Origin of the sequence: Pseudoclavibacter sp. AY1F1 (genome assembly GCF_002931075.1) — a bacterium.
Taxonomy (GTDB): domain Bacteria; phylum Actinomycetota; class Actinomycetes; order Actinomycetales; family Microbacteriaceae; genus Pseudoclavibacter.
In genome coordinates this window covers 17,955-30,201 of the sequence record NZ_PSTQ01000016.1, presented here as the reverse complement: position 1 = coordinate 30,201, position 12,247 = coordinate 17,955, and the positions used below count along the sequence as shown (strand labels likewise).

Annotated in this window: 10 protein-coding genes; 5 read left to right on the top strand and 5 right to left on the bottom strand. The window is 67.8% G+C overall.

All coding sequences use genetic code 11. From position 1 onward, the window contains the following. Nucleotides 1-6: 6 nt before the first annotated feature. Nucleotides 7-1,566, bottom strand: coding sequence for an amino acid permease (locus C5B85_RS17370; protein ID WP_104287262.1), 1,560 nt, complete (start codon nucleotides 1,564-1,566; stop codon nucleotides 7-9). Between the two features lie 254 nt (nucleotides 1,567-1,820). Between C5B85_RS17370 and C5B85_RS17365 the strand changes: the two genes are divergently transcribed. The 3 genes from C5B85_RS17365 (at nucleotide 1,821) to C5B85_RS17355 (ending at nucleotide 5,373) form a co-directional block, all read left to right on the top strand. Continuing rightward, the gene (locus tag C5B85_RS17365; RefSeq protein WP_104287261.1) at nucleotides 1,821-2,909 is read left to right on the top strand and encodes a homoserine dehydrogenase; all 1,089 of its coding nucleotides are present in this window, start codon (nucleotides 1,821-1,823) and stop codon (nucleotides 2,907-2,909) included. After that, nucleotides 2,906-4,330 carry an aldehyde dehydrogenase family protein gene (locus C5B85_RS17360; protein WP_258070886.1) on the top strand — a complete coding sequence of 475 codons (1,425 nt, stop codon included), beginning with the start codon at nucleotides 2,906-2,908 and terminating at the stop codon, nucleotides 4,328-4,330. The genes C5B85_RS17365 and C5B85_RS17360 overlap by 4 nt, the downstream gene beginning before the upstream one ends. Before the next feature lie 143 nt (nucleotides 4,331-4,473). After that, the gene (locus C5B85_RS17355) at nucleotides 4,474-5,373 is read left to right on the top strand and encodes a neutral zinc metallopeptidase (RefSeq protein ID WP_104287260.1); all 900 of its coding nucleotides are present in this window, start codon (nucleotides 4,474-4,476) and stop codon (nucleotides 5,371-5,373) included. Nucleotides 5,374-5,517: 144 nt separating this feature from the next. Here C5B85_RS17355 and C5B85_RS17350 read toward each other — a convergent pair whose 3' ends face one another. Together C5B85_RS17350 and C5B85_RS17345 are read right to left on the bottom strand one after the other, a co-directional pair. Beyond that, nucleotides 5,518-6,351: an aldo/keto reductase gene (locus tag C5B85_RS17350; protein ID WP_104287259.1), complete on the bottom strand. Its 834-nt coding sequence runs from the start codon at nucleotides 6,349-6,351 to the stop codon at nucleotides 5,518-5,520. 106 nt (nucleotides 6,352-6,457) lie between these two features. Beyond that, complete coding sequence (locus tag C5B85_RS17345; RefSeq protein ID WP_104287258.1) at nucleotides 6,458-7,471, bottom strand: LysR family transcriptional regulator; 1,014 nt, start codon at nucleotides 7,469-7,471, stop codon at nucleotides 6,458-6,460. A gap of 75 nt (nucleotides 7,472-7,546) precedes the next feature. On the opposite strand from C5B85_RS17345, the gene C5B85_RS17340 reads away from it, so the two are divergent. Further along, entirely contained in the window at nucleotides 7,547-9,193 is a 1,647-nt protein-coding gene (locus tag C5B85_RS17340; RefSeq protein WP_258070885.1) for an aminotransferase class I/II-fold pyridoxal phosphate-dependent enzyme, read from the top strand. Nucleotides 9,194-9,239: 46 nt separating this feature from the next. Here C5B85_RS17340 and C5B85_RS17335 read toward each other — a convergent pair whose 3' ends face one another. Together C5B85_RS17335 and C5B85_RS17330 are read right to left on the bottom strand one after the other, a co-directional pair. Next, a complete protein-coding gene (locus C5B85_RS17335) occupies nucleotides 9,240-9,770 on the bottom strand; it encodes a GNAT family N-acetyltransferase (protein ID WP_104287308.1) in 531 nt (176 codons plus the stop codon). A 77-nt stretch (nucleotides 9,771-9,847) separates the two neighbouring features. After that, entirely contained in the window at nucleotides 9,848-10,879 is a 1,032-nt protein-coding gene (locus tag C5B85_RS17330) for a LacI family DNA-binding transcriptional regulator (RefSeq protein ID WP_258070884.1), read from the bottom strand. Between the two features lie 141 nt (nucleotides 10,880-11,020). Between C5B85_RS17330 and C5B85_RS17325 the strand changes: the two genes are divergently transcribed. Further along, nucleotides 11,021-12,247, top strand: a complete 1,227-nt coding sequence (locus C5B85_RS17325; protein WP_104287256.1) for a Gfo/Idh/MocA family protein — start codon at nucleotides 11,021-11,023, stop codon at nucleotides 12,245-12,247.

Sequence of the window (12,247 nt, the reverse complement as noted above, 5' to 3'; positions counted from 1 at the left end):
GCGCGCTCAACGCTCAGCGCTTCTCTCCGGAGAAGCTCCACGCTCCGCCGAGGTCGCGTCTGCATCCGCATCTGCATCAGCATCCGCGGTCGTGACTGGCGCCTCCTCGTCGATGAGCAGCCGGGGCTTCGCACCGCGTCGGGTGTAGCGCCACCAGAAGATCACGTAGCAGGCGATGACGAACGGCACCCCGAAGTAGAGGGCTGCGACCTGATTCGGGTCGAAGGCGATCGCCACGATCGAGACGCTCAGCAGCACGAACGCAACGATGGGCACAAACGGGTACAGCGGGGTGCGGTAGGCCAGCGTGCGGATATCACCACCGCTGCGCACGAACTTCCGGCGGTGGAAGAACTGTGAGGCGACGATGGACATCCACACCGCGACCACGGCGAAGCCCGCGACGGAGACCAGCACGAGGTAGACCGTCTCGGGTGCCATGACGCTCGAGATGAGTGACGCCAGGCCGCCGAGCATGCTGACGCTGAGGGCCACGAGGGGGATGCCGCGGCGGGTGAGCTTCGTGAACACCTGGGGTGCGTGGCCTTCCTCGGCCAGAGAGAACAGCATCCGCGCGCAGGAGAACAGGCCGCTGTTGCCCGCGGACAGCAGTGCCGTGATGATCACGAAGTTCATGATGTCGCCTGCGAACGGGATGCCGATGTACTCGAACACCGTCACGAACGGGCTGTCGGTGACTCCCGTTTCCTCGTATGGAACGATCGCTGCGATCACCGTGATCGCGCCGATGAAGAAGATCACGAGGCGCAGGACCGTGGACTTGAGCGCCTTGGGGATGTTCTTCGCAGGGTCCTTGGTCTCACCGGCCGCGACGCCGATGAGCTCGGAGCCGCTGAACGCGTAGAACACGGCGAGGGCGGTGACGAGGACGCCGGAGATGCCAGTGGGGAAGAGCCCGTCAGGCGTGTCGAAGTTGCTGAACAGGATGGGGCCGCTCGCTGCTGCCTGTCCGCCGAACGGAGTGAAACCGAAGATCGCCGCACCTCCGAGGATGATCAGCACGATGATCGCCGTTACCTTGATCAGGGAGAACCAGAACTCCGACTCCCCGAACACTCGCGCAGAGATGGCGTTCATGCCGAAGAGCGCGGCGGCGAAGACGAGGCACCAGATCCAGACGTCGACGCCAGGGAACCATCGCTGCATGAGGATGCCGGCCGCGGTGAACTCGGAGCCGAGGGCGACAGCCCAGCACAGCCAGTAGAGCCAGGCCGTCGTGAAGCCGGTCGCGGGGTTGATGCTTCGTGCCGCGTAGATGTGGAAGGCCCCGGAGACCGGGTAGGCGATGGCGAGCTCGCCAAGGCAGGTCATCACGAGGTAGACGACGACCGCGCCGATGCCGTATGCGAGGACGGCGCCGAGCGGTCCGGCCTGCGAGATCGTGTATCCGGAGCTCAGGAAGAGTCCGGAGCCGATGACCCCGCCAAGCGCGATCATGACGAGATGGCGCGCCCCCATCGATCGCTGCAGCTTGCGCAATGGCACCTGCGTCGAGGTTGTGTGGGGGAGCGAGTTGTGCAGCTCGGTATGCGTTGAAGGGGACATGGCTCACCTTTGAGTTCTGTGTCGTGACCAGGATGCTGCGAGTGCGACATAGTCACGTGCTGGTGTCTATATTGCATCTCTCTGGGATATTTCCCAAGTATGCATCCGACATCGGGTTCCACAAGCCCCTAGGAGAAGGGCAGACGAAACGGCAGTCACGCCGCCGAAACGTCAGACCACAGCGCCGAAAAGACAGCATCCGCCTGACGCAGGTGCCGCCCAAGCTGAGGTCACCTCGACCAGAAGGAGACACCGTGAGAACGTACGACCTGGCCCTCATCGGATTCGGCGGCGTCAGCCGAGCACTCGCAGAGCTCATCAGCAGCGACGCTGAACGACTCACCAGACAACTCGGCTTCAGCCTCCGGGTCGTCGCCATCACCGACCTCGGCTTCGGATCGCTGGTGCAACCGGACGGCATCGACCTCGCCGCCGTGCTGGCCATGCCACGCGGGGCGGACTTCAGTGCGCTCCCAGGCGGATCCGCAGACCCACGCAACCACGACGTCATCCAGGATTGCACCGCCGACATCGTCGTCGAGGCGACCTTCACCAACCCCATCGACGGCCAGCCCGCGGCCTCACACGTCCGATGGGCACTGGAATCCGGCAAGCACGTCACCACGACCAACAAGGGTCCGGTGGCCCTGCACGCCGAAGCGCTCACTGCGCTCGCCCAGGAACGCGGTGTCTCCTTCGAATTCGAGGGGTCCGTCCTCAGCGGCACGCCGATCCTTCGATTCGCGCAGCAGATGCTGCCGGGGCTCACGACGACCTCCGTCGAAGGCATCCTCAACGGAACCAGCAACTATGTGCTCGGGCGACGCGAAGCGGGCGCGACACTTGAGGCAGCCATCAGCGAGGCGCAGGACCTCGGGTACGCAGAAGCAGACCCGACCGCGGATATCGAAGGCTCCGACGTGCGGCTCAAGGTCGCGATCCTCGCCCAGCAGGTGCTCGGCGTCGACGTACCGCTCGCCAGCATCGAAACGCGGGGCATCTCCGGCCTCACCGACGCCGACATTCGCGAAGCCAGCGAGCAGGGGCTGCGATGGAAGCTCATCGGCTCCGCCACGAGAACGGACGACGGAGGTGTGACAGCCGCAGTAGGGCCGGTCGCGCTGGGCGAGGAGCATCCACTCGCCGGCATCACCGGGCCCACGAATGCCGTGACGTTCACGACCGACCTCCTCGGGCAGGTCACCGTCTCGGGGCCAGGGGCAGGTCGCGTCGAGACCGCGTACGCGCTGCTCTCCGACATCATCGCCATCGACTCCGCCACGCGTGCAAGCGAACGAGCCGCAGTCGTAAACCGCGTCGACCTCGTCGGGATCGCGCTGTGACCGCCCGGCTGTCCGTCGTCGGGCACGCGTCCGGTCTGTCCGCGAACGGGGAGGAGCTGATCGTCACGAGTCCGGCAGACGGAAGCGTCGTGGGGCACGTGCGCCAGCACCTCGCGGGCGACCTCCCCGAGATCATCGAACGAGCCAGATCAGGGAGCCTCGTCGCCCGCGCCCTCTCACGCCACGCTCGCGCAAGCGTCCTCGAGAACGCCGCCGTCCTCCTCGGCCAACGGTCGGACCAGGTCGCTCGACTGATCGTCGCCGAAGCAGGCAAGACCATCGTGCAGGCGCGCAAGGAGGTCTCACGCTGCCAGAACACGCTCAAGCTGTCCGCGGCCCAAGCCCGGACCAACGCAGGCGAAGTCGTTCCATTCGACGCGTTCGAAGGGTCGGAGACACGAACCGGGTGGTTCACGCGCGAACCGCTCGGCATCATCCTCGCGATCACGCCGTACAACGACGCCTTGAACTTGGTCGCACACAAGATCGGGCCAGCGATCGCCGGTGGCAACTCCGTGATCCTCAAGCCCTCGCAGCTCACCCCGCTCACCGCGAGACTCCTTGTCGACCTGCTGGTCGAGAGCGGGCTGCCCGCCGAAGTCATCACCACTGTGCACGGCAACCGCCAGCTCTCGCAGGCACTCGTCTCCGCGCGCGAAATCCGTATGGTGTCCTTCACCGGCGGCTTCCGCACCGGGGAGGCGATCGCGGCGGCCGCTGGCATCAAGAAGATCTCGATGGAGCTCGGCGGCAACGCCCCCGTGCTCGTCTTCGGCGACGCGGATCTGAGCACGGCGGTCGCACGCTGCGTCTCCGGATCCTTCTGGGCCGCGGGCCAGAACTGCATCGGCACGCAGCGAATCATCGTCCACGAGTCGGTCGCGGATCAGTTCCGGAACGAGTTCGTCGCGGCCACGTCGAGGCTGACGACCGGAGATCCCTCAATCGAGTCGACAGATGTCGGCCCGATGATCAGCGAGGCCGCCGCGCACTCGGCGCAGGAGTCGGTAGAAGCCGCGGTGGCCGCCGGGGCTCGGCTTCTCGAGGGCGGGCGCGCAGACGGCGCTTACTTCCCGCCGACGGTGCTCGCCAACGTGCCGCGCAGCCAATGCGTGTGGGCTGAGGAGGCGTTCGCGCCCATCGTCGTCATCGAGACGTTCTCCTCGTTCGAGGAAGCCGTCGACCTGGCCAACGAGCCCGAGTACGCCCTTCACGCCGCAGTCTTCACGAGCAGCCTGAGCACCGCGATGCGCGCGACGCGCGAGCTCGAGGCAGGCGCGGTCATGGTCAACGACTCCTCCGACTACCGCTTCGACGCCATGCCGTTCGGCGGGGCCAAGTACGGCAGCATGGGTCGCGAGGGGGTTCGGTTCGCGTACGAGGACATGACGCAGACGAAGGTCGTCGGCATCCTCGAGTGACGAGGGCGAGCGAGACGACTCGGTGCGGAAAGGGGCGGAGAGCGGATGTGGCGGACCCCGCGTCCGCGCTCCGCCCGGCCTCAGTTTGGGCACGCTCTCGCGTTGAGGCCCACGCCCGCCGTGCAGCAGAGTAGATTTCGCGCATGACTTTCAACGAGAACGCGAAGCTCGACACGAGCGGCGTGCAGAAGCGCGGCCGGGGAGCCAAGACGGCCGCGATCGGGGGCGGCTCGATCGGCCTGCTCATCGTGGCGTTCCTCGCGTCGCAGTTCCTCGGAGTCGACCTGACGGGGCTCGTCAGCGGCGTCGACACCGGCCAGCAGTCGCAGCAAGAAGAAGTTGAGGGCGGCGGGCTCGCCGAGCAGTGCCAGACCGGTGCCGACGCGAACGAGCAGATCGACTGTCGCATGGTCGGCGTGCAGAACTCGCTCGAAGACTTCTGGGAGACGGAGAGCGCAGCCGTCGGCGTCACGTATGAGCAGCCCGGGTTCATCCTCTACGAGGGCCAGACGAGCTCAGCCTGCGGAACCGCATCCAACGCGGTCGGCCCGTTCTACTGCCCAGGCGACTCCTCGATGTATGTCGACACGTCGTTCTTCCAGCTGCTCACCTCGCAGCTCGGCGCCGAGGACGGCCCACTCGCGGAGATGTACGTCGTCGCGCACGAGTGGGGTCACCACATCCAGCACCAGATGGGCGTCTTCGACACCACGAACCGCACCGACACCGGGCCGACGTCAGACGGCGTGCGCATCGAGCTCCAGGCAGACTGCTTTGCGGGGGCCTGGCTCGGCGAAGCAGCGAACACGCAGACGGACGACGGCACCACCCTCCTCGAGCCGCCGACGCGTGAGCAGGTCAACGTTGCCCTCTCGGCCGCATCCGCGGTCGGCGACGACCACATCCAGGGGCAGCAGGGCCAGGTGAACCCGGAGTCGTTCACGCACGGCACCAGCGAGCAGCGCGTGAACTGGTTTGTCACCGGCTACGAACAGGGCACGGGCGCCTGCGACACCTTCGCCGTCGCGGGCAACAAGCTCTAGGCGACGGCGACGGCGACGGCGACGGCGACCCGCGTCGCCGCGGGCGCGCAAAAGTTGTGGCCCGGTGCTCTTCATCGCAAGATGAAGAGCACCGGGCCACAACTCTGTCCTGAGCCAGCGCCAGCGGGCGCCGACGCGAGAGGCCTAGAACTCCTCGTGGGTGTTCGGGTCCTGGTCCCAGATACGGCCGCGCTCGAGGCCGGAGAGCGCATCCACCTCAGCCTGTTCGAGCTGGAAGCCGAAGATGTCGAGGTTCTTCGCCTGGCGCTCGGTGGAGCGAGACTTCGGGATGGGCACCGAGCCGAGCTCGACGTGCCAGCGGAGGATCGCCTGCGCGGGCGAGACGCCATGCGCCGTTGCGATCTCGGCGACAACGGGGTGCTCAAGCAGCTCGCCACGGCCGAGCGGGCTCCAAGCCTCAGTCACGATGCCGTGCTCGGCGTGGAACGCGCGGAGCTCGGCCTGCGGGAAGAACGGGTGCAGCTCGACCTGGTTGACGGCTGGCGTGACGCCGGTCGCGTCGGAGATCTTCGCGAGGTGATCCGGCGTGAAGTTGGAGACGCCGATGGAGCGAACTCGGCCGTCCTTCTGCAGCTGCACAAGCGCGCGCCACGTGTCGACGTATTTCTCGAGGCGGGGCAGAGGCCAGTGGATGAGCAGCAGGTCGAGCTGCTCGAGGCCGAGGCGCGCGATCGATTCGTCGAAGCCCGTGAGCGTCTCGTCGTAGCCGTGGAATCGGCCAGGGATCTTGCTTGTCACGATGATCTCGGAGCGGGGCACGTCGGATGCCCGAATCCCGCGACCGACCGCTTCCTCATTGTCGTAGCTGATGGCGGTGTCGAGCAGGCGGTAGCCGAGTGCCAGTGCCTCGCGTGTGGGTTCGGCCGAGTCCTCGCCGGCGTGCGGGTAAGTGCCGAAGCCGATCGCGGGGATCGTGGTGCCGTCGTTGAGTCCGAGTACGGGAACGTTGCTGGTCACTGTTCGCCTTCCGTCATTTGTTAGAACAACCTGAGCTTAGGACCGGCGTCGGGGAGGTTTCCGACCGTGACGCGAGATTGCAGACGTCCTGACGACCTGGATTTCGTCAATTTAAGGGCGAAGTGCCGCCTCTGAGTCTCGGCTGGCCCGGCGTCGAGCGGCGGATCGCGAGCGGCGGCGCGGGTTCGCCCTCGAATTGGCTGAGCTCCGACAGCGCCCCCGCGATCGCGTCTCGCAGCGCGGCCGGGGGCTCCTTCCGCGTGGCGAGGACGACCTCGCGGGTGAGCGTCGCAGCGTCGATAGGCAGGAACGCGACTGCGTCGTCGTGCCAGGTCGCGACCGAAGCTGGCACGACGGCGACGAGCTGCCCGGCCGCGATCATCCCGAGGATCGCCGGATAGTCGTCGGAGTGCATCCCGGTACTCGCCTCGAACCCCGCCCTCCGGCAGAGTTCGCGCGTGGCTTCGTCGAGGGTGTCGCCGCCGGATGCCCCGAACGCCCAACGGTCTTGCCGCAGTTCGATGAACTCCTGAATCGGCTCGCCAGACTTCGCAGTGGCGAGTGGATGCGCGCGAGGCACGGCCAGGAAGAGCGGCTCGGCGAACAACAGCTCCGTGGTGATCTCGGGTGAAAGCGGCGTCGGCAGGCCGGATGCCTGGAAGAGGACGGCGGCGTCGAGCTGCCCCTGTTCGAGCTGTCGGCCGAGGCGCTCGCACTCGTCGAGGGTCAGCTCGAGGCTGAGCCGCTCCGACTCGACGTGTCGCAGGATGCCGGGGACTACGAGGGCGCCGAGCGTGGGGAAGATCCCGAAGCGCACGAGACGTCGCTCGTCGTCGAGCCACGCGTCGAGCTCCGCGAACGCGCGCTGGCCGTCCTCGAGCAGCTGTCTGGCCCGGACGGCGAACACGAGCCCGGCCGAGGTCGCGCTGCTGCCGCGCGGGCCGCGCTCGAGCAGCTTCGTGCCGGCCTGCTGTTCGAGCCGCTTGAGATGGTGATCCACGGTCGGGTGACTCCAGCCGAGGGTCACCGCGGCGGCTGCGACGGAGCCGTTCACTAGGACCGCGTCAAACGCGGAGAGTCCGCGGAAGTCCGGAAGATCTGCAGTTCGTCGCTCAGCCATGGCTTCAGTCTAGGGCTGAGTCCCCCACGGCAAGATGTCATTCTCTCTTGCAAGCAGGGGTGCCACGATGGGGGCATGACGCACGCACCCGAGTTCCCGACGTTCGCCTTCGACGACGCCCAAAGCGACTTCGGTGCGGCATCAGCGAATCGCGGCCCGGAGGGCAACATGCGCGCGAAGTCGGCGCCTGCTGACACGAGCCGCGACACCGCGGGGGCTCCATATGCGGCAGCGCTTGCCGTGCACGCCGCCCGTGACTCCACTCCATTCCTTGTTCCCGGGCACGGCGCCGACGCCAGTGGCCTCGGACTGGGGCAGGCCGAGTACTTCGGCGAGCGAGTCCTCGAGCTCGACGTGACGCCCCTTCTCGACGGCATCGACCTTGGCGACGGGTCGCCCCGTGAGCAGGCGGAGCGTCTCGCCGCCGAAGCCTGGGGCGCATCCCGTACCTGGTTCCTCACCGGCGGCTCCTCGATGGGCAACCGCATGGCGGCGCTCGCCGCCCGCGGACTGGGGGAGGGGGTGCTCATGCAGCGCAGCGCACACTCGAGCTTTGTCGATGGCATCATCCTCGGCGGTTCCTCGCCGAGCTTCGTCCTGCCGGAGGTCGACCTCGAGCACGGCATCGCCCACGGGGTCACGCCCGCCGCGGTGGCGGATGCCCTTGCCGAGCGCCGCGAGTCCGGTGCCGGTGGCGTCGCTGCCGTGTACATCGTCTCCCCGAGCTACTTCGGCGCGGTCGCCGACGTGGCAGGCATCGCAGAGGTCGTGCACGAAGCTGGCGCCGCGCTCATCGTCGACGCCGCCTGGGGTGCCCACTTCGGGTTCCTGCCCGAGCTGCCCGATTCTCCGGTGCGACTCGGGGCCGACCTCGTCGTGACCAGCACCCACAAGCTCACGTCGTCGCTGTCGCAGAGCGCGCTTGTCCACCTCGGGCATGGCCCGTTCGCGCGCGCCCTCGAGCCGCACGTCGAGCGAGCCCACCGGATGACGGCGTCCACGAGCGAAAGTTCCCTGCTGCTCGCCTCCCTCGACCTCGACCGTCGCGACCTCGTCGAGCGTCGCGACCTCCTCGAGGCGTCGCATGAGGCAGTGCTCGCGGCGCGCGAGCTCTTCCGTGCGGATGGACGTTTCCCCGTCGTCTCCGACGAGTTCGACGCCTTCCCGTCGACCGTCGCGATCGACCCTTTCCGTATCCCGCTCGATATTCGTGAGACTGGCCTCGACGGGCACACTGTCCGGCTGCGCCTCGCCCGCGAGTTCGGCGTGATGGTCGAGATGGCGACCGTGAGCTGCATCGTCGCGGTCGTCGGCATCGGCAAGACTCCGGATGCGCGAGTCCTGCTCGACGCGCTTGTCGAGATCGCTGGTGCTGGTGCTGGTGCTGGTGCAGGCGCGGGGTCAGGCAGCGGTTCGCCGGAGGTCGCCGAGGCGGGGCGCTCGGCCCCCGTGATTCCGCCGATGCCAGGGCCGGGCGCCATGCGCATCCGCCCGCGCGCCGCCTACCTAGCGGACGCTGAGACCGTGACGCGGTCGGCCGCGATCGGCCGCATCTCTGCTGACTCGCTTGCCGCCTACCCGCCGGGCATCCCGAACGTGCTGCCCGGTGAGGAGATCACTGTCGAGGTCGTCGAGTTCCTTCGTGCGTCGGCCGCCGCCGGCAGCCACGTGCGCGGCGCGGTGGACAGTGCTGTCTCGGCGTTCCGGGTGGTCGTCGAGTAACGGTGGGCGCGGCTCTCGCGCCCACCGCGCCGGCGTCGCTCGGGCTCTAGCGCCGCCCAGCGTCGCTCGGACCGCCGCCCTCGAGAATGAGCTGCAGGAGGACGACGTCGAGCCAGCGCCCGAACTTGGTGCCAACCTGGTCGAGGCGGCCGGCGTGCGCGAAGCCGAGGCGCTCGTGCAGGCTGATCGACGCCGCGTTGTCGGCATCGATGGCGGCCACCATGACGTGCTTGCCCGCCTCGCGGGCGCGGTCGATGAGCGAAATCGTCAGGTCCTTGCCGAGCCCGCGCCCGCGGGCCTCGCCGCGCACGTACACCGAGTGCTCCACCGTGTGCCGGTAGCCAGAGAATGTGCGGAAGTCGCCATAGCTCGCGTAGCCGAGCACGGCATCCGCTTCGTCAACTGCGACGAGGACAGGAAGGCCGGCGGATGATCGGCCGGCGAACCAGGCACGGCGGTCGTCTTCGTCGACGGTGGTGGCGTTCCAGTTGACGGTTGTTGTCAGCACGTCTTCGTTGTAGATCTCGGTGATCGCGGGGATGTCGTCGACGGTTGCGTCGCGGATGTTCGGGGTCACCCGGTCAGTATCTCGCAGCGTTGAAACATCGGCCGTCTCGTGCGTGGCGCGCGCCGCCACACTTTGTCTGGCCGTCCTCAGGCAGGCGCGCTCCCCGTGGAACCGCGCACGGCGAGGCTCGTCGCGACCTTCTGCACGCGCTGCAGCTGCACGGGATGCTGCATCCGCTCGAGCAGGAGTGTGCCGGCTTGCACGCCGATCGCGAAGTTGCCGGTGTCGACGGAGGTGAGCGAAACGACCTGGAATTTGGCGAGTGGGGAGTTGTCGTAGCCCGCGACGGATAGGTCGGCGGGCACGCGCAGGCCGAGGGTGTTGGCGACGGAGAGGACGCCGATCGCGGAGGCGTCGTTGAAGGCGAAGATGGCGGTGACTCGCTCTGGTGCGGGGGCGCCGAGGAGTCTGCCGGCGGCGGCGTGCGCGCTCTCTTCGCTCATCCCGCCGGCCTCGACGACGGCGCTGGCGGCGAACCCCGCCTCCGCCATGGCGCGCCGGAACCCCTGCTCGCGCAGCTGGCTGATGCGCCCAGGCCCGCGCAGGTAGGCGATGCGTGTGTGGCCGAGGTCGAGGAGGTGGCGGGTGACGAGGTGGGCCCCCGCCTCGTCGTCGTTGGTCACGATGTCGACCGATGGCAGGTCCGGGTCGAGGGTGCCGGCGAGCACGACGGGCACGTGGGCGGCGATGCGCGCGACGGTCTCGGCCTCAGATGTTGTGCCGATCACGACGAGGCCGTCGACCCCGTGCTGGATGAGCCCATCCAGCGAGCTGCGGCCGATGCGCTGGTCGGTGCGGCTGTCGGCCAGGAGCGTCGAGTATCCGGCGGCGGAGAGCGTCGCCGTGACGCCTTCGAGGAGTTCGACGAACCAGGGGTTTCGCAGGTCGTTGACGACGAGGCCAACGGTTTGCGTCTTCGTGCGGGACAGGCCGCGGGCGTGTGCGTTCGGCCGGTAGCCGAGCTCGGCGACGGCCGCGAGCACGGCCTCGCGGCGGGCGTCGCTCACATGAGGGGCGTCGCGCAGCACGAGCGAGACGAGCGACTTGGAGACGCCGGCGCGCTCGGCGACGTCGCGGATCGTGACGGGTGTCGCAGGTGACTTCGGGGTCTCGCTCACGCTCGCCTCCTGACTGCGCTCTGGCCGAGCCACCAGCGTATGGCCTTTTCCGTCGTCGTGTGGAACTATTTGCATCGATCTATATTTGTCCAAAAGGGCAGGATCACTCACTGATGAGCAGAGACGAACACCGAGGGTGGCATGAGCACACGGAACGCGCGCCAATTGAGCGCAGGCATGGTTGGCGGTGGCATCGGCGCCGACATCGGCAAGACGCATCGCTTCGGAATGCGCATGGACGACCGCTACTCACTCGACGCGGGGGTGTTCGGTCGTGATCGCGAGCAGTCCGCAGGCGTCGCCGCATCCCTCGGCGTCGCGAGCGAGCGCACCTACTCGAGCTACCACGAGATGGCCAAGGCTGAGGCGACACGAGAGGACGGCATCGATGTCGCCATCGTCGCGACGCCCAACGACAGTCACTTCGAGGTGGCGAAGGCGTTCCTCGAGCGCGGCATCAACGTCGTGTGCGAAAAGCCGCTCACACAGGGCTCCGCGACGGCGCGCGAGCTTGTCGAACTCGCGGCGGCGAACGACGCGATCCTCGCGGTGCCGCACTGCTACTCGGCCTATCCGATGGTGCGCGAAGCTGCACGAATGGTGTCCGACGGTCGGCTCGGCGCCCTGACCTTCGTCGACGTGGAGCACGCTTCTGGCTGGGCCGCGACCCCGCTCGAGCTGACGGGGCACAAGCAGGCGAGCTGGCGCACTGACCCCGACATCGCCGGCTTCCCGAGCGTCGTCGGCGACCTCGGCACGCACGGCTACCACCTGGCCCGCTACATTACGGGCCTCGAGGTCGAAGAAGTCTCCGCCCAGCTCCACACGTTCGTACCGGGCCGCAAGGTGTTCGACAATGCGACGGTCGCCCTCAAGCTCACTGACGAGGTCCCGGGGCGTCTGTGGGCGAGCATGGCCGCGACAGGCCACAATCACGGGCTGCGCATCCGGATCTTCGGCGATCAGGGCAGCCTCGAGTGGCAGCACGAGGACCCGCACCACCTCGCCTTCCAGGATCTTGAGGGCACGACGACGATCTCCACGCACGGCCTCGCGTCGCTGTCGGAGGACTCCGCGCGGCTGACGAGGGTTGGTCTCGGGCATCCGGAGGGCTTCCTTGAGGCGTTCGGTAACTTCTATCGCGACCTCGCAGACGAGCTCGAGGCAAGAAGGGATGCCCGCCCGTCGACCATTCGCGAGCTGTCGTTCCCGACGGGCATCGACGGGCTCATCGGGGTGCAGTTCATCGAAGCCGTGGCTGCCTCGCATGCGGCGGATGCTGCCTGGGTCGTGCCGGCGAGTGTGGCTGATCGCGCTGCCGAGGTGGCGGCGGCTGACGCTGGACTCCGCGAAGCAGGGAGCAACTGA